Annotated in this window: 13 protein-coding genes; 9 read left to right on the top strand and 4 right to left on the bottom strand. The window is 48.8% G+C overall.

Going from position 1 to position 17,933, the window contains the following annotated elements; genetic code table 11:
* Positions 1-35: 35 nt before the first annotated feature.
* Complete coding sequence (deoB, locus tag V6940_RS12435) at positions 36-1,259, top strand: phosphopentomutase (RefSeq protein ID WP_333496065.1); 1,224 nt, start codon at positions 36-38, stop codon at positions 1,257-1,259.
* 57 nt (positions 1,260-1,316) lie between these two features.
* A complete protein-coding gene (gene deoD, locus V6940_RS12430) occupies positions 1,317-2,036 on the top strand; it encodes a purine-nucleoside phosphorylase (protein ID WP_035894565.1) in 720 nt (239 codons plus the stop codon).
* Between the two features lie 88 nt (positions 2,037-2,124).
* On the opposite strand, the gene lplA is transcribed toward deoD, so the two are convergent.
* Together lplA and V6940_RS12420 are read right to left on the bottom strand one after the other, a co-directional pair.
* A complete protein-coding gene (gene lplA / locus V6940_RS12425) occupies positions 2,125-3,141 on the bottom strand; it encodes a lipoate--protein ligase LplA (protein WP_333496064.1) in 1,017 nt (338 codons plus the stop codon).
* Between the two features lie 18 nt (positions 3,142-3,159).
* Positions 3,160-3,792, bottom strand: coding sequence for a YtjB family periplasmic protein (locus V6940_RS12420; RefSeq protein ID WP_333496063.1), 633 nt, complete (start codon positions 3,790-3,792; stop codon positions 3,160-3,162).
* A gap of 250 nt (positions 3,793-4,042) precedes the next feature.
* Here V6940_RS12420 and serB point away from each other — a divergent pair, with 250 nt between their 5' ends.
* From serB to V6940_RS12385, 7 genes are all read left to right on the top strand, one after another.
* Complete coding sequence (serB, locus tag V6940_RS12415) at positions 4,043-5,014, top strand: phosphoserine phosphatase (RefSeq protein ID WP_185668259.1); 972 nt, start codon at positions 4,043-4,045, stop codon at positions 5,012-5,014.
* Between the two features lie 10 nt (positions 5,015-5,024).
* Positions 5,025-6,407: a DNA repair protein RadA gene (gene radA / locus V6940_RS12410; protein WP_035894570.1), complete on the top strand. Its 1,383-nt coding sequence runs from the start codon at positions 5,025-5,027 to the stop codon at positions 6,405-6,407.
* Positions 6,408-6,525: 118 nt separating this feature from the next.
* On the top strand, positions 6,526-7,752 hold the full coding sequence (nadR, locus tag V6940_RS12405) for a multifunctional transcriptional regulator/nicotinamide-nucleotide adenylyltransferase/ribosylnicotinamide kinase NadR (RefSeq protein ID WP_185668260.1): 1,227 nt from the start codon (positions 6,526-6,528) through the stop codon (positions 7,750-7,752).
* A 484-nt stretch (positions 7,753-8,236) separates the two neighbouring features.
* On the top strand, positions 8,237-9,013 hold the full coding sequence (locus V6940_RS12400; RefSeq protein ID WP_333496128.1) for an ABC transporter permease: 777 nt from the start codon (positions 8,237-8,239) through the stop codon (positions 9,011-9,013).
* Positions 9,010-9,681: an ABC transporter ATP-binding protein gene (locus V6940_RS12395; protein WP_333496062.1), complete on the top strand. Its 672-nt coding sequence runs from the start codon at positions 9,010-9,012 to the stop codon at positions 9,679-9,681. Before V6940_RS12400 ends, V6940_RS12395 begins: the two co-directional genes overlap by 4 nt.
* Positions 9,682-9,736: 55 nt before the next feature.
* The gene (locus V6940_RS12390; protein WP_333496127.1) at positions 9,737-10,840 is read left to right on the top strand and encodes a stealth family protein; all 1,104 of its coding nucleotides are present in this window, start codon (positions 9,737-9,739) and stop codon (positions 10,838-10,840) included.
* Positions 10,830-14,588 carry a bifunctional glycosyltransferase/CDP-glycerol:glycerophosphate glycerophosphotransferase gene (locus V6940_RS12385; protein ID WP_333496061.1) on the top strand — a complete coding sequence of 1,253 codons (3,759 nt, stop codon included), beginning with the start codon at positions 10,830-10,832 and terminating at the stop codon, positions 14,586-14,588. Before V6940_RS12390 ends, V6940_RS12385 begins: the two co-directional genes overlap by 11 nt.
* Positions 14,589-14,604: 16 nt before the next feature.
* Here V6940_RS12385 and V6940_RS12380 read toward each other — a convergent pair whose 3' ends face one another.
* Together V6940_RS12380 and V6940_RS12375 are read right to left on the bottom strand one after the other, a co-directional pair.
* The gene (locus V6940_RS12380; RefSeq protein ID WP_333496060.1) at positions 14,605-15,876 is read right to left on the bottom strand and encodes a capsule biosynthesis protein; all 1,272 of its coding nucleotides are present in this window, start codon (positions 15,874-15,876) and stop codon (positions 14,605-14,607) included.
* A gap of 14 nt (positions 15,877-15,890) precedes the next feature.
* Positions 15,891-17,912, bottom strand: a complete 2,022-nt coding sequence (locus V6940_RS12375) for a capsular polysaccharide biosynthesis protein (protein ID WP_333496059.1) — start codon at positions 17,910-17,912, stop codon at positions 15,891-15,893.
* Positions 17,913-17,933: the final 21 nt, after the last annotated feature.

Below are 17,933 nucleotides of genomic sequence, written 5' to 3'. Positions count from 1 at the left end.
CGCTTTTTTGCAGCGCAAGATGTATGGAGAACAAGATGAAACGTGCATTTATTATGGTGCTGGACTCCTTTGGGATTGGTGCAACGGAAGACGCGGACCGCTTTGGCGATGTCGGCGCAGATACGATGGGCCACATTGCAGAAGCCTGTGCCAAAGGCGAAGCTGACAATGGCCGTAAGGGCCCGCTGAATTTGCCTAACCTGACTCGTCTGGGTCTGGTGAAAGCACATGAAGGTTCAACCGGCAAAATTGCTGCCGGCATGGACGGCAACGCGGAAGTGGTGGGTGCATACGCTTGGGCGCATGAGCTCTCTTCCGGTAAAGATACGCCGTCTGGTCACTGGGAAATCGCCGGCGTGCCGGTTCTGTTCGACTGGGGCTACTTCAGCGACCACGAAAACAGCTTCCCGCAGGAACTGCTGGATAAACTGGTTAAGCGTGCCAACCTGCCGGGTTACCTCGGCAACTGCCACTCTTCCGGTACCGTGATCCTCGATCAACTGGGTGAAGAGCATATGAAAACCGGCAAGCCGATTTTCTATACCTCTGCTGACTCCGTGTTCCAGATCGCCTGCCACGAAGAGACTTTCGGCCTGGATAAACTTTACGAGCTGTGCGAAATCGCGCGTGAAGAGTTGACCGAAGGCGGCTACAACATTGGTCGTGTTATCGCGCGTCCATTTGTGGGTGACAAAGCGGGTAACTTCCAGCGTACCGGTAACCGTCACGACCTGGCCGTTGAGCCACCGGCGGCGACCGTTCTGCAGAAACTGGTTGATGAAAAGCACGGTCACGTGGTTTCCGTCGGTAAGATTGCAGATATCTATGCCAACTGCGGTATCACCAAAAAAGTGAAAGCCACTGGCCTGGATGCGCTGTTTGACGCCACCATCAAAGAGATGAAGGAAGCGGGTGATGAGACTATCGTCTTCACCAACTTCGTTGACTTCGACTCTTCATGGGGCCACCGTCGCGATATCGCGGGCTACGCTGCGGGTCTGGAACTGTTCGACCGTCGTCTGCCGGAGCTGATGGAGCTGGTAGGTGAAGATGACATTCTGATCCTCACCGCTGACCACGGCTGCGACCCAAGCTGGACCGGTACTGACCACACCCGCGAGCACATTCCGGTGCTGATCTACGGCCCGAAAGTCAAACCGGGTTCGCTGGGTCACCGTGAAACCTTCGCGGATATTGGCCAGACGCTGGCGACTTACTTCGGTACGTCCCCAATGGCGTACGGTAAAAACATGCTGTGATTCTTTGGGCGGGAGGATTCCCGCCCTTCGTCTATTTGAAAAATAAAGGAAATTACGATGGCTACCCCACATATTAACGCTGAAATGGGCGATTTCGCTGATGTTGTGCTGATGCCGGGCGACCCGCTGCGTGCGAAGCACATTGCTGAGACTTTCCTCGAAGATGTGCGCGAAGTAAACAACGTTCGCGGCATGTTAGGTTTCACCGGGACTTACAAAGGCCGTAAGATCTCCGTCATGGGTCACGGTATGGGCATCCCATCCTGCTCCATCTACACCAAAGAGCTGATCACCGACTTCGGCGTGAAAAAAATCATTCGCGTGGGTTCCTGCGGCGCAGTACGTGCTGATGTGAAACTGCGTGACGTGGTTATCGGCATGGGCGCATGCACTGACTCCAAAGTGAACCGTCTGCGCTTCAAAGATCACGACTTCGCGGCTATCGCTGATTTCGGCATGGTGCGTGATGCGGTTGATGCAGCTAAAGCGCTGGGCGTTGATGCTCGCGTAGGTAACATCTTCTCCGCTGACCTGTTCTACACCCCAGATCCAACCATGTTCGACGTGATGGAAAAATACGGCATCCTGGGCGTGGAAATGGAAGCGGCGGGTATCTACGGCGTGGCAGCAGAATTCGGTGCGAAAGCGCTGACCATCTGCACCGTATCCGACCATATCCGTACTCACGAGCAGACCACTGCCGCTGAACGTCAGACGACCTTCAACGACATGATCAAAATCGCGCTGGAATCTGTTCTGCTGGGCGATAAAGCTTAAGATTGTGCTGTGCCCGGTAGCGCTTCGCCTACCGGGCCGACAATCTGTTGTAGGCCGGATAAGGCGTAGCCGCCATCCGGCAATGTTCTTAGCGTACCGCTCCTACTAGCCAATTCGCCAGCTCCCTCAGCTCACTCTCCTGTTCCGGAAACTCCACAACCAGTGCTTCACAGGCTTGCTGCAGCACGTCTGCACGATACTGACGGCCCTGTAAACGCGCGGCCAGCGCTTCCAGCGGTGCGGGGTTCAGGCTATCGGTAAACACCTGCGCGCGGGTGATGACGCCTTTCTCTACGTCGAAATGCAGCTCTACGCCGCCCCAGGTAAAACGCTCGTCCAGCAGATGGCTGAACGCCGGGGCCTGGCCGAAATTCCACTCCCAGCTGCTTTGACGCGCAAACGTCTCGGCAAAATTCGGCAGATCCGGTGTTTTATCCGGGGAGATTATTTCAGCTTCGACTCGCTCGCCGTAGTGGCGGAAAAACGCCTCAGTGACGGCTTCGCAGATTTGTTCATGGGTGATATCGGGCAGCAGCTCAACCAGATTCGCCACGCGTCCACGCACCGAAGTAATACCCTTAGCCTGAAGCTTTTTTTTATCAGGGTTCAGGTAGTTAGCCAGACGACTAAGATCGGCATTGAGCAGCAGCGTACCGTGGTGGAAGCCACGGTCGATGGTCTCCCGGTAGGCGGAGCCGGAGACTTTACGGTCGCCTTCCTCGGTTTTCACAATCAGATCGTTACGCCCGGAAGCCTCGGCCGTAATGCCCAGCGAATTGAGCGCCTCGAGCACAATGGCCGTGGAGATAGTTTTATCGTACTCCGGTTTACCGGCCATAAAGGTGAAGCAGGTGTTGCCGAGGTCGTGGAACACCGCGCCGCCGCCGCTGCTGCGGCGAGCCAGACGAACGTTGTCCTCTTCCATGCGCCGGGTGTTGCACTCTTTCCACGGGTTCTGCGCACGGCCAATGACGACCGTATCTGCGTTGCGCCACAGGAACAGCACCCGCTGTGTGGCGGGCATCTGGCGAAAAATACACTCCTCCACGGCGAGGTTAAACCACGGATCGTGGGAGTCTGAAAGCAGCAGGCGCAGCGTTGACATAGCGATTTCCTTTTCTGATTAATCTTTATCTTCGTCCTGCACCGGCTTGTTAGCGGTAAGCAGGAACGGCGACTGCTGCCAGCGGGTACGTTTGCCACGCAGCAGCGTGCGGGCGAGCACTACGCCGATAGCCAGCGACAGCAGCAGCATCAGGCGAAGAATGTTGGTGGTGTTATCTACCTGACGGGATTCGGTGGCAATGGTGTGGGTATCCAGCGTCAGGCGCAGGTAGCCGAGGGGGCCGTTTTTCCCCTGGATAGGCTCAACGATTTGCTGATTAAAATAGCTGCCCGCTTTTTTGCCATCCAGCGCCAGACGGTCGCGGAGATCGACCTGTTCCCCGGCGCGGGCGATCAGGTCACCCTGCTCATCATAGACCCCAGCGTCCAGAATACGGCTTTTGTCGGTGAGCTGTTTCAGTAACTGGCCGATCTTTTTCTCGTCCGGCGTTTCGCTTTTCATCATCGGCGCAAGGTTCAGCGAGACCTGAAACGCCAGGGTCCTGGCCAGTTCTTCCAGCTGCGGATTTCGTTGTTTCTGGCTTTGTTGACTGAACCAGGAGGCACCCTGCATCAATGCCACCAACAGAGCGAGACAGATCAGGACAATCGCGGTGCGATGCAGTCGAAATTTCAGTTTTGCGCGAACCATATTCCACCTTTGAAAATTTACAGCTTAATGTTGCCAGAAGCGCTGGTTACAAGGTAGCCTCATGCGTTATTTTCCTGGGCTTAATAGATACACAAAATCATTCAAGTTGCATCACAACATGCTTTAGCATATTGAACAGCGCTTGCGCTGGCCCCGAAGGGGCGAGGCTGTAAGCCGAGTAACGCGGCAAGCGAGTGCAGCCACGCAGAGGCAGCTTGAAGGATGAAGTGTAGAGAAGAGTGGAGCTGCAATGCCAAATAGTTTGACCTGGTGCGATCTGTCAGAAGATGTCTCCCTGTGGCCTGGATTGCCGCTGTCCCTGAGTGGCGATGAAGTTATGCCGCTGGATTATCACGCCGGTCGCAGCGGTTGGCTGCTGTACGGCCGCGGGTTGAATAAAGCGAGCCTCACCACCTATCAGCGCAAGCTGGGGGCGGCGATGGTGATTGTGGCGGCCTGGTGTGTTGAAGACTATCAGGTTATTCGCCTGGCAGGGTCATTAACGCCGCGCGCCACGCGCCTGGCGCACGACGCTGGTCTGGACGTTGCCCCACTGGGTAAAATCCCTCACCTGCGTACGCCGGGTCTGCTGGTGATGGATATGGACTCTACGGCGATTCAGATTGAGTGCATCGACGAAATCGCCAAACTGGCCGGTACCGGTGAACTGGTGTCGGAAGTGACCGAACGCGCGATGCGCGGTGAGCTCGATTTCAGCGCCAGCCTGCGCCAGCGTGTTGCTACGCTGAAAGATGCTGATGCCGATATTCTGCGTCAGGTACGCGAAACGCTACCGCTGATGCCGGGGCTGACCCAACTGGTGCTCAAGCTTGAAACGCTGGGATGGAAGGTGGCGATTGCCTCAGGCGGCTTTACCTTCTTCGCCGATCACCTGCGCGATAAGCTGCGTTTAACCGCTGCGGTTGCCAACGAACTGGGTATTCGCGACGGCAAGCTGACCGGCGAAGTGGTTGGCGACATCGTCGATGCGCAGTATAAAGCGAAAACCCTGCTGCAACTGGCTGAGAAACATGAAATTCCGCATGCCCAGACGGTGGCGATTGGCGACGGTGCCAATGACCTGCCGATGATCAAAAAAGCCGGGCTGGGGATTGCGTATCATGCCAAACCAAAAGTGAATGAACAGACGGAAGTCACTATCCGTCATGCCGATTTGATGGGGGTGTTCTGCATTCTCTCCGGCAGCATGAATCAGAAATAAAGAGGTTAACGTGGCGAAAGCTCCTAAACGCGCATTTGTGTGTAATGAGTGCGGTGCGGATTACCCGCGCTGGCAGGGGCAATGCAGTGCCTGCCATGCCTGGAATACCATCACCGAAGTGCGCGTTGCGGCTTCCCCTACGGTCGCACGTAACGAGCGCCTGAGCGGCTATGCGGGTAATGCTGGCGTCGCAAAGGTGCAAAAACTGTCGGATATCAGCCTGGAAGAGTTGCCGCGCTTTTCCACTGGCTTTAAAGAGTTCGACCGCGTGCTGGGCGGCGGTGTCGTGCCCGGTAGCGCCATCCTGATTGGCGGTAACCCTGGGGCGGGGAAATCAACTCTGTTGCTGCAAACGCTGTGTAAGCTGGCCGAACAGATGAAAACGCTGTACGTCACCGGTGAAGAGTCATTACAGCAGGTGGCGATGCGTGCGCACCGTCTGGGGCTTCCCACTGCTAACCTGAATATGCTTTCGGAAACCAGCATCGAACAGATTTGCCAGATAGCGGAAGAAGAGCAGCCGAAGCTGATGGTTATCGACTCTATCCAGGTGATGCACATGGCGGATATTCAGTCCTCGCCAGGCAGCGTGGCGCAGGTGCGTGAAACCGCGGCCTATCTGACTCGTTTTGCGAAAACGCGCGGTGTGGCGATTGTGATGGTCGGCCACGTGACCAAAGATGGCTCGCTGGCAGGGCCAAAGGTTCTTGAGCACTGTATCGACTGCTCGGTACTGCTCGACGGCGATGCCGACTCGCGCTTCCGTACGCTGCGCAGCCATAAGAACCGTTTCGGTGCGGTGAATGAATTGGGTGTGTTCGCGATGACCGAACAGGGCCTACGCGAAGTAAGTAACCCTTCCGCCATCTTCCTGAGTCGTGGTGATGAAGTCACCTCCGGCAGTTCGGTAATGGTGGTATGGGAAGGCACGCGTCCGCTGCTGGTAGAAATTCAGGCGCTGGTGGATCACTCCATGATGGGCAATCCTCGCCGCGTAGCCGTTGGCCTTGAGCAGAACCGTCTGGCGATTCTGTTAGCGGTACTGCACCGTCACGGCGGCCTGCAGATGGCGGACCAGGATGTGTTTGTGAACGTGGTGGGCGGCGTGAAGGTCACCGAAACCAGCGCCGACCTGGCGCTGCTGATGGCGATGGTCTCCAGCCTGCGCGATAGGCCGCTGCCGCAGGATTTGGTGGTCTTTGGTGAAGTGGGGCTCGCCGGGGAAATTCGTCCTGTACCTAGTGGGCAGGAGCGCATTTCAGAAGCCGCTAAGCATGGTTTCCGTCGCGCTATCGTTCCGGCGGCAAACGTACCGAAGAAAATTCCGGAAGGCATGAAGGTCTTTGGCGTGAAGAAACTCGCCGACGCGCTGGACGTCTTCGACGAACTTTAATGTTCATTCCTGGCGGCATATTGCGCCGCCGGTCTCTTTCCCCGGAGAGTACCGTGAGTACATCCGGGTTTTTTGTATAATGGGTAGATGGTTTACCCCAATTCAGCAGGAGGCTCTTGTGTCGTCGTTCGACTATCTCAAAACCGCAATTCGTCAGAAAGGCTGTACGTTGCAGCAGGTCGCAGACGCCAGCGGCATGACCAAGGGCTATTTAAGCCAGCTTCTCAACGCCAAAATTAAGAGCCCCAGCGCGCAAAAACTCGAAGCGTTACACCGCTTTCTCGGGCTCGAGTTTCCGCGCCAGCAGAAAAATATCGGCGTGGTGTTTGGTAAGTTTTATCCGCTGCATACCGGTCATATCTATCTGATCCAACGCGCCTGTAGCCAGGTGGACGAACTGCATATCATTATGGGCTATGACGATACGCGCGACCGCGCGCTGTTTGAAGATAGCGCCATGTCGCAGCAGCCTACCGTACCAGACCGCCTGCGCTGGTTACTGCAAACCTTTAAATACCAGAAGAACATCCGCATTCACGCCTTTAATGAAGAGGGGATGGAGCCATACCCGCACGGCTGGGACGTATGGAGTGCGGGCATAAAGACCTTTATGGAAGAGAAGGGTATCGAACCCAACTGGATTTATTCCTCTGAAGAGGCCGATGCGCCGCAGTACCTCGAGCATCTCGGGATTGAAACGGTGCTGATTGACCCGAAACGGACTTTCATGAGCATCAGCGGGGCGCAGATTCGTGAGAACCCATTCCGCTACTGGGATTACATCCCAACCGAAGTGAAGCCGTTCTTCGTGCGTACGGTCGCTATTCTCGGGGGGGAGTCCAGCGGTAAGTCGACGCTGGTCAATAAGCTGGCGAATATTTTCAACACGACCAGCGCCTGGGAATATGGGCGAGACTACGTCTTTTCGCACCTGGGCGGTGACGAGATGGCGCTACAGTATTCCGACTACGACAAAATCGCCCTGGGGCACGCTCAGTACATCGACTTCGCGGTGAAGTACGCTAACAAGGTCGCGTTTATCGACACCGATTTTGTCAGCACTCAGGCATTTTGTAAGAAGTATGAAGGCCGTGAGCATCCATTTGTGCAGGCACTGATCGATGAGTATCGCTTCGACCTGGTTATCCTGCTGGAAAACAACACGCCGTGGGTTGCCGATGGTTTGCGCAGCCTTGGCAGTTCGGTTGATCGCAAGGAGTTCCAGACTTTGCTGGTCTCGATGCTCGAAAAGAACAATATCGAATTTGTACATGTTGAAGAGTCGGACTATGACTCTCGGTTCCTGCGCTGTGTTGAACTGGTGAAAGGATTGATGGGCGATTAGCCTTCCGGCACGGTGTCATCGCGGTACCGTGCCGTTTTTATATTCCCTGTTAATATTTCATCATGGCTATCATCAAGTTAAAAATATAATAAGTGGCTTTGTTTTTATTTTACCGTTGTTATTATTGAATGATAACTTTATAAAATCGTATTTCTCATTGTTGCCTATTCCCCAGCAACCTCTTGATTTGTAGATGAAGTATTTTATTTAATATGCGCTTAATGATGATTTAAGTTTAATTAAATAAGATACTACTGGTCATGATGGCAATTAAAAGATAAATTCCACTTTCCAATTTATCACATTGGAATACATCAAGGGAATGATGTAGTTGTATTTATTTATGGTTTTTATAATTCACTTTAATTAGTGTTTCACTCTCTATTATTCACTCCCTGAAGATGTCCATCCCCAATGATTTTTGCTCTTCGCTACGGTCGCATAAGGCCAGGGCGGTAGCATGCCTGAATGGAAGCAACATCTTATGGCCAGAAGCGGTATCGATGTCCAGCGTGCAGCAGTTTGCGCGCTATTTCTACGTGAGATCAAAACGCGTTTCGGCAAGTACCGGTTAGGCTACTGCTGGGCTATTCTTGAGCCTGCCGCGCATATGCTGGTCATGCTTGCGGTGTTTGGTTTTGTTATGCACCGCACGATGCCGGATATTTCATTTCCCGTTTTTTTGATAAACGGCATTATCCCCTATTTTCTTTTTAGCCATATCGCCACCCGCTCTATCAGCGCAATTGATGCGAACCAGGGGCTATTTAATTATCGGCCGGTAAAACCGATCGACACAATCCTGGCAAGGGCGCTGCTCGAAAGCCTTATCTACACCTGCGTCTATATTGTCCTCATGCTCGTGGTCGGAATTGCCGGTGAGGTGTTTAGCGTCACGCAACTCATTACCTTAGTAGTGACGTGGTTGCTATTGATTCTCTTTTCCTGTGGGCTAGGGATGGTGTTTATGGTCATAGGGAAGACGTTTCCTGAAATGGAGAAGTTTCTGCCTATCCTGATAAAACCGCTCTATTTCGTCTCCTGCATTATGTTCCCGCTGCACGCCGTACCGCGTGACTATTGGCCCTATCTCCTCTGGAACCCCATTGTGCATATCGTTGAACTGAGCCGCGAATGCGTGGTGGCGGGTTACGTGAGCCAAGGGGTGAGTCTACCTTATCTGGCCTTCTGCACTTTGCTTATGTTGTTTATCGGGCTTGCGCTGTATCGCCTGCGCGAAGAGGCTATGTTGACATCATGATCCGCATCGAGAATCTCACCAAATCCTATCGTACGCCCCAGGGGCGGCACTATGTCTTTAAAAATCTCAATATTGAACTGCCGAGTGGAAAAAGCGTGGCGCTTATTGGCCGCAATGGCGCGGGGAAATCGACGCTACTACGTATGATTGGCGGTATAGACCGACCAGATAGCGGCAGGATCGTCACCAACAGTACCATCTCGTGGCCTGTGGGCCTTTCCGGCGGTTTTCAGGGAAGCCTGACTGGACGTGAAAATGTGAAGTTTGTCGCCCGGTTGTATGCACAAAAAGGCGAACTGAAAGAGAAGGTCGCTTTTGTCGAAGAGTTTGCTGAACTGGGGAAATACTTCGATATGCCGATTAGAACCTACTCGTCAGGGATGCGCTCGCGACTGGGTTTTGGTTTAAGTATGGCGTTTAAGTTTGATTATTATCTGGTTGATGAGGTTACCGCAGTGGGTGATGCCAGATTTAAGCAGAAGTGCGCGGACATGTTTAATTCGCGGCATAAAGAGTCGAGTTTTTTAATGGTGTCGCATAGTTTGAATAGTTTGAAAGAGTATTGTGATGCGGCAATTTTTGTTGGTCGTGATAATGAGATTGAATATTGCAATAGCATCGATGATGTTATTAATCGGTATAGAGATGACGAGGGTTTATCAGCATAGTAGGAAATATTCAGATAGTTAAAAGGATTAAAGCATGAGGAAACAATCATCATTGATGAAAAGGATGACAAAGCTCATTCATTCTCCAGGCATATTTTTTCGGGACTATTTTAACAAAAAATATCCAGTGATTCGTAATGAAATATTATGTCCGGAAGTTGAAGAGTCAATTCTAATCAGGCACGATCTTCAATTGGAAAATATCCTGCATGCTGATTTTCCTATTGATGTCGTGTTTACATGGGTGAATGACAAAGACCCTAAATGGCAAGAGAAATATAAACGATTTAAAACGGTTAATGTTGATTCTCATGGCCAATACGCGACAGATGAAGCTCGTTTTAGCAATCACAATGAACTCTATTTTTCTGTTAAAAGTGTGCTGACTTACCTCTCTTGGGTTAATAACATCTATATCGTTACTGATGAGCAATATCCTGAATGGGTTGGTAAATATGATAATGTTATCGTTGTCGATCATAAAGATATTATTCCAGAAAAATATCTACCAACATTTAACTCTCATGTAATTGAAGCCCATCTTCATAAAATAGACTCTCTGTCAGAGCATTTTATCTATTTTAATGATGATGTCTTTGTTGCCCGTGAATTGCCAAAGGGACATTTTTTTAAAAGTAACGGAATAGCCTCTATTTTCTTATCACGGAAAAATATTGTAGAGATGAAAAATAGAGGCGTGACTACCCCAACGCTAAGCGCGTCTATACATGCTAGTGAGTTATTAAAATGTACCTTTGGTTATGAAGTGTTGACGCCGTTGGTCCATACTTATGTGCCACTAAAGAAAAGTATGTTCGAAGAAGTTTGGAGGGGATATTATAATGAAATTGATGGGTTTTTATGTAATAGATTCAGAACTGATTTTGATCTGAATTTAGCAACGTTTTTAGTCCCATGGTTTTCGTATTTTAAACAGCAGTCAATTCCTGCCAGAGATATCTGTTATTATTTTAATATTCGCTCCCCTGTTGCCAGGGGATGTTATTTAGCGTTGCTTAAATATAAAATCATCAGCGCCCCTCATTCATTTTGCGCTAATGATTTCACATCGACGAGAAAAAATGTAGAGAATTATCAAGACTCACTAATAAATATGTTAATAAAGTATTTTAGAAAGGGTAATATGGATGTTAAATAAAAAGTTAAAAAAATTAATGAAAAATCCAGGTTTGTTTTTTCGCGATATGCTCGCAAAAAAGAAAAAAAAGGTCAGCGGTCTCTATTCTAAGAAAGTCGATGGCAACTATGAATATACTGTCGTTTCTGCCGTTTATAATGTTGGGCGATACCTTGATGATTACTTTAAAAGCTTAGTTAACCAGAAGCTAAACTTCAAGAAAAATATTTATTTAATTATGGTCGATGACGGCTCTGTCGATGATTCGGCGGAGATTATTAAGAAGTGGCAGAGCAAGTACCCCGATAATATACTCTATCTTCGAAAGGAGAATGGAGGGCAAGCTTCAGCGCGAAATCTGGGCCTTGAGCATGTAAAAACAGAGTGGGTGACGTTTATCGATCCCGATGATTTTGTTGATATTAATTATTTCTATGAGGTTGATTCTTTTGTCAGTGCAGGAGATGATCAATACTGCATGGTTTCATGTAATGTTGTGTTTTATCATGATAATAATAAATCAATAAAAGATTCTCATCCGTTAAATTTTAAATACTCTAAAGGAAATCTTTCATTAAATGTAAGCAATCTCAATAAGCACATTCAATTATTTTGTAATTCTGCTTTCTTTAAAACTAAAATTATAAATGATTATGGGCTGAAATATAATTCAGAGATCAAGCCTAATTTTGAGGATGGGAAATTTGTTGCTGACTATTTAATGTATCAACAAGCAGGTAAAGTGGCATTTGTTAGTACAGCAACATATCTCTATAGAAAGAGAAGTGATGGCACTTCTACTTTAGATTTATCCTGGGACCAGGTTGGGCAGTTTACAATGGTAACCAGAAATGGTTATCTGGCATTACTAAAAGAATATTATGAAAAATTTGGCTATGTGCCTGTTTTTATTCAGAATACAATTCTTTACTTGATTATTTGGCATCTTAAAAGACTCATTAACCATGCAGAGCGGGTTTCATTTTTATCAAATGAAGAGAAAAATGAATATATTCAAAATATATTTTCTGTTTTCAAATTCATAGATCCTGATGTAATTAACCGTTTTGATCTTGCTGGTTGCTGGTTTTACCAAAAGATAGGCATGCTTTCTTGTTTTAAAGAACTAAATCCTGATTTCCAGATTGTATATGTGGAGCGCTACGATAAATATAAAAATATGGTGCAATTGAAATATTTTTGCAAAAGTGAAGATTTTGAAAATATACAACTTGATGGTGTAAGTGTGCTTCCCGCGTATACTAAGACTGTTAGTCATGATTTCCTTGGATTTGAATTTATTCTCGAAAGAAGACTATGGGTTAATGTTGGTGAGGCAAAGGAACTGCTTATTCAAATATCTGATGTTCCTACAAGGATATCGCTGTCAGGGAAGCATTATACTACACCAGTTAATATGGTTGATGTTGTCAGTTGTTTTCAAAATAAGATTCCATTCTATGGTAATCAAAGCAAATATTTATCTTCGTGGGTATTTCTTGATAGAGATTCGCAGGCTGATGATAATGCTGAGCATCTTTATCGCTATGTGATGAACAATCATCCTGAAAAAAATATTTTCTTTGTTTTAAGAAAGGATTCACATGACTGGGATAGGTTAAAGAACGAAGGTTTCCATCTCTTGGAATATGGCTCTGATGAACATGTTAATGCACTGAAATCTTGTAGGAAAGTGATCAGTTCGCATATAGATATTTATGTGGCTAACTACCTTGGTAATGATATGTTAAAAGGTAGGCATTGTATATTCCTTCAACATGGCGTCACAAAAGATGATCTTTCTACATGGATTAATAATAAAGATAATATTGATTGTTTAGTGACTGTATCTCCATATGAATATAACTCGATAGTAAATGATGGTTCTCGATATATTTACAATGAAAAAGAAGTTGTTCTTACTGGTTTTCCAAGGCATGATTCACTGATTAAATTTAATAATACAGAGAAATTAATCTTAGTTATGCCGACATGGCGTAAAAACATCGTTGGTGACGCTGTTACCTTGGGTAATGAAAGAGCATATAATCCTAAATTTATGCAGACAGAGTTTGCGCTGCATTGGTATAGTTTTATACATTCTGATAAATTAAAAGAGCTTGTTGAACGTTATCAATATAAGGTTGTGTTTTTCCCTCATGCAAATATACAACCATATCTTCAGAAGTTTGAAGTTCCGGAATACATTGAGGTAATTACCCACCAGGACGGTAGTATTCAGAACCTGTTTGGGAAAGCAGCAATGATGATAACCGACTATTCATCGGTCGCATTCGAAATGGCGGTTATCAACAAACCTACATTGTACTATCAATTTGATGAAGTTGATTTCTTCTCCGGTGGTCATGCCTACACGAAAGGGTATTTTGATTATCGGGAGCACGGCTTTGGCGATGTTGCCACTACTGAAGAGGCGTTGTTATCAAGCCTTGAGGTGTTGTTAGAGAATGATGCAAAACCCGATGCGATTATCCAGTCACGTATTGATGCCACGTTCCCCTATCGCGACGGACACTGCTGCCAGAGAGTTTATGACGAAATTATCAAACTTGATGCACCTATGCCTGATAACTATGTTGATGATAATATTTTGCGAGACTATGCCATTCAGTCATTAAATGCACATCAGATCACACTCTCTGAACGTTGGTGGGAACAGTATATTTCCAGAAATACGAATGTTTCTCTAAGTGACAGCCTTTTATATGTAACGGTATTGCGAGAATCTGGTAAATTAAACGCTGCATCTAAATATCTTGAGATGCTATTTTCCTCTTGTGGCGATAATGCCGATTCCTCATGGTATTTATCAAAAGCATTGCTGATGTTTGCAAGGCAGGATTGGAACTCCGCAATTAACTACTTTAAAATATCAGGAGTTAAATCAGAGTCAGGTGATTTTTATTATTATCTCTGCTGTTTGTTATATTCTGGGAGGTATAATGAGTTACCGATTAACTCAATGTTGGAGTGCGGTAACAATGATTTGTTAAATGCATTTTCACTTTTATCAAATTGTCAGTATAAAGATATTATTGAGTTACTTGACCCAGAGTCTATTCAGTCGAGTGAAAGGTATTATTGCTTGTTAGTTTTGTCCGACGCTTATGCAGGGTTGAAACGGTATGAAGAAGCAATGAACTGTATTAATAAGGCTGAGTCTTTACGAGGTATCGATATCTTTATTGTCTACAAAAAAATAGCCTTGCTTTATGAATTACAGGAGTGGGAACTCGTGTGTGAGCAGTTCTCGATTATTTCTCATGATATAGCATCTCTGCCCATTGTTTATGTGTTCTACTATATGTCATCGCTCTGTCATCTTGACAAAATGGATGTAGCCAGAGAACAGTTTGAGCAATTGAATCCTGACCATTATGATGAAAGTAGTGAATATTTTTATTCGAAAATATGTATGTTGCTGGATAAATGGGATTTAGCTGTGAGTTATCTGTCAAAAAACAGCTTGTCTAATTCGCAGGCCGTCGAGGACCTATCAAATGCGTTAAGATTCAGCGGGCATTTAATACCGGCATTGTTGAATTTAAAAACAAAAGAAGAGATTCTGGAGCCCTCGGGGTGGGCCTTAAGGACTGAGCTTGCACAGTTGAATGATGACTGGCAGGATGCTTATCAAAGCTGGCGTCGCTATTTATCATCAGCCCCGTTACAGGTGACAACCGAGGCTATGGCAAAACTTTATGATTTGAAAAAGTTAAGTGAGTTAGTAAACGTAAATCGGTACTAGTTTCGCCTTCTTCAGGTCAGTTTTGTTTAGTGATTTTCCTATGTGTGGAGACGGCCTTATCAGCGATAAAGGCATGGGCATTTACCCGATTAGGTTGTTCCACACTGGCATTATGTTTTCCGTAAAATACTTCATTTATCTGCGTCGTTTCCAACAAATACCCCCGAAACTTACCCAACAACTTCATATCCGGGCGAAAGCCCGCCGTCCAGAACTGATGCAGATGTCCCTGATACGTCAACCCTTTTATGTCGTACAGGGCATCGCCCATCACCTTCAGCGATTTATTGTGTATCAGCGCAGACAGCCCCGCCGTGCTGTTAATCGTCACCACCGCTTTTGCATGCTTCAGCATTTCCGGCATCGGTAGGTCGTGCACGTAGAGCACACGATTCTGCACCCCATATTTTTTACTCAGATGCTTAATCAAGGGAGAATATAAACGGTGGCCGCGATCCATCGGGTGGTGTTTAAACACGAGGAACTTTGTCGCTGGTGCTTTGGTCGCAAAAGAGTAAATCACATCATTAATATATTCACGAACGTCGTTATATGGGCTGTGTTGCCGAATCTGGCTGTCGTTGTAGACCTGCAAAATGGCCAGGTAAAAACGATTATCCAGTTGGTTTTGTAAACGAGGGAGCACGTGTCGCTCGCTGAAGGCATACCAATGCTTACGCCTCCACGCTCGGATCCAGCATCGCATCTCATACCACGGAGAGAATGACTTGTGGTGCCGGTAGTGCGGGTACTGTTTTTGGTGAAACCAGCCAATCAGGTAATACCAGGTCGCATGCCAATATCGCAGGCGCGTTGAGGGTTTCAGCGATTGAATAACGCGCGGCGGCATCTCCGGCAACTGGCGATAAAAGTCGGGTTCCTGAGGGAGGGAAGAGTAGGCGTTAACGCCACCCACCTCGAGCGTGATGAAGTGAGGACGCAAATAGCCTTCTTCGAACGCCAGAAACCGCAGTCCCTTTGCGTTAGCCCACTGGCGTGCCGCCTGGTGCAAAGGTCGGCAATCACCAAAACAGACCAGCGTGTCAAAGGGATAGGTTTGCCAGACTTCTTTAAGCCAGTGGGCAAACTGCGCTGGCGTTTGGGTGTAGTGCAGCACTGAGCGCTGACGGCAATAAAAATGGTCACCGCCGTTAAACACAACGTTGACGGCCTCGCGTCCCTTACCCTCCAGCCAGCCGGCCAGTTCAGAAAAGAAGGGGCCCATTGGGCCTTGTAAAAGCAAATAGCGCTTACCTGCCAGCAGGTTGTTCATTGCGGTGCTTTCCATGCACCCTCCTGATTTTATTTGAATTTTACGCGATAAAAATTGATGGCCTTGCGACTCAGACGAACTAACCGATTAGCTTTTTTCTTTGCCGCCATTTCGGGGCGGGTTTGCGTCATCAGCCACGCCGCAGCTGCTTCGGCCGTGATGATGCGCTGGTCATGCGGATGGATGTAGGTTGGGTAGGCAATGAGGGTCTGGTAGATGAGATCCTGCAGCGTTAGCGATCGCTGGCGACGAGCATTGGGGTGTTCATCCACGGTAAGCCCCCATCCGGCGTAGAACGGCTGACCGTAGCAGTGCACCTGCTTACCGTGCAGCAGCGCTTCAAACCCGGACAGCGAGGTCATGGTGTGGAGTTCATCGGCCTGCTGAATGCACTCGATAATATCGGCATCAAGCGCCACGCAGTCGGCGAGGCGCGTCATCTCTTCTTCAGCAATGTGGCCGGGACGGTTGCCGGTGAGCACGTCGGGGTGCGGTTTATAAATAATAAATGCATCTGGATGACGCTCACGTACGGTACGCAGGAGCGCCAGGTTGGTATTGATGCTGAGCGTTCCCGTCGCGATAGAGGCATCGTTTTCTACCTGCCCTGGAACCAGCAACACCCGTTTATCCCCGGTCTCCGGGCGCTGCCAGCGTTTACCGAGGTTGTACTTGCTGAGCTTATTCTCCACCAGATGCTGATGAAGTTGCGATGCTCGCTGCTGCTGCTCGACGGTCAGCAGAGAGTGGCTGAGCAGCTTCTCCAGATCGCTAGGGCGAGTGGCGTCGTAGTAAATTCCTGTCTTGTCGAGCACCAGCGAAAGCGGAGGTAACAGGTCTGAACCAAGGCCTGATGAACGTAGAAAGCCATCTTCCATTCTCCAGATAGGGAGGTTACCTTCAGTCGCCTTATCTTTCCAACGCGCCTCGCCTTGAATTCCCCAGACGATGCACGCCGTCGCCTCTTTGCTACGGCGGGAGAAACTCACCTGATTATCCGTCGTGCGTAAAAAGGGCTTCACGACGCTGCTTTTCCAAAGCGTCATACCCGGTGCCCATAAATGTCCTCGCCGGGCGAGTTGGTGGGTTCGATTCAGATGCAGATAGTCCAGCACGTCGAAAAGCGTGGCCCGTTCGCCGGTGTAGGGGTCAATATAGCGGGTGTAGCGGAGCCAGGCGGCGCTGACCAGCGCCGTTAGCGGTGCAGAACCACGTCGTGCAGCAAGCCCTGGCGCATCAGGGTGCCGATCGTCCGTTAGCCCCCATCCGGCATACCAGGGCAGCCCGAAACAGACAACACTTTTACCGACCATCAGCGCTTCGATACCGTACTGCGATGTTGCGGTGTAGACCGTGCTGACGTGTTGCAGCAAAGACTGCGGGCTGACGTCTTCGACAAACAGCCGAATTCGTGGGTTGGCTGGCAGAGCGTTGAAATAGCCGCGTTTTTTACCACACAGCACGTCGGGATGCGTTTTAACCCAGATTTCAGCCTGCGGATGCTCGCGACAGGCGCTGGAAAGCATGGCGGCAAACTGGTGTTCGTTTGCTCCGCCCAGTTGCACGGAGATATCGCCATAGGTCTGGTCGATAACCAATACGATCTCTTTGTCCGTAGCGCGCTCTGAAAAGGGCGGAGCATGGTTATATTTTGAGAGATCGTAGTTAACCATCATGGCGATAGCGCGCAGCGCGTCGCTTTCCTGATAGGGATCGGCGGCGGCTATCTGAATCAGTTTTTCCAGCCGACTGGGCGTGCGGGCATCGTAGTAAATGCCCAAATCATCTACCACCATTGCCAGCGGCGGTGCGCCATTTACGCCTAGCCCTAGCGAGCGGGTAAAACCATCTTCCAGTCGTAGGATGGGAATACCGGCCTGCCGGGCCAGCTTGATGGGACGCTGCGCCGAAGGACGCTCTCCCCATACCGCGACGGCGCGAAGGCGGATTGACGCGAGGTTGCTGTGGGGCGTCAGCTTGATGCCGGGTTCACCGAGAAACGCCTCAAGGTGCGGCGTCTTCCAGATGCCTGATGAATAAATGCCAATCATCCTGATTACATTCTCTATCGC

Origin of the sequence: Kluyvera sp. CHPC 1.251 (assembly GCF_036759945.1) — a bacterium.
Taxonomy (GTDB): domain Bacteria; phylum Pseudomonadota; class Gammaproteobacteria; order Enterobacterales; family Enterobacteriaceae; genus Kluyvera; species Kluyvera sichuanensis.
The sequence above is the reverse complement of the archived record's forward strand: the minus strand, read 5'-3'. Positions and strand labels throughout refer to the sequence as shown.

Coding starts and splice junctions, on each gene's coding strand:
- V6940_RS12420 (WP_333496063.1), bottom strand. CDS start 3,792: ATGGTTCGCGCAAAACTGAAATTTCGACTGCATCGCACCGCGATTGTC.
- V6940_RS12400 (WP_333496128.1), top strand. CDS start 8,237: ATGGCCAGAAGCGGTATCGATGTCCAGCGTGCAGCAGTTTGCGCGCTA.
- deoB (WP_333496065.1), top strand. CDS start 36: ATGAAACGTGCATTTATTATGGTGCTGGACTCCTTTGGGATTGGTGCA.
- V6940_RS12395 (WP_333496062.1), top strand. CDS start 9,010: ATGATCCGCATCGAGAATCTCACCAAATCCTATCGTACGCCCCAGGGG.
- V6940_RS12375 (WP_333496059.1), bottom strand. CDS start 17,912: ATGATTGGCATTTATTCATCAGGCATCTGGAAGACGCCGCACCTTGAG.
- serB (WP_185668259.1), top strand. CDS start 4,043: ATGCCAAATAGTTTGACCTGGTGCGATCTGTCAGAAGATGTCTCCCTG.
- deoD (WP_035894565.1), top strand. CDS start 1,317: ATGGCTACCCCACATATTAACGCTGAAATGGGCGATTTCGCTGATGTT.
- V6940_RS12380 (WP_333496060.1), bottom strand. CDS start 15,876: ATGGAAAGCACCGCAATGAACAACCTGCTGGCAGGTAAGCGCTATTTG.
- V6940_RS12390 (WP_333496127.1), top strand. CDS start 9,737: ATGAAAAGGATGACAAAGCTCATTCATTCTCCAGGCATATTTTTTCGG.
- V6940_RS12385 (WP_333496061.1), top strand. CDS start 10,830: ATGTTAAATAAAAAGTTAAAAAAATTAATGAAAAATCCAGGTTTGTTT.
- lplA (WP_333496064.1), bottom strand. CDS start 3,141: ATGTCAACGCTGCGCCTGCTGCTTTCAGACTCCCACGATCCGTGGTTT.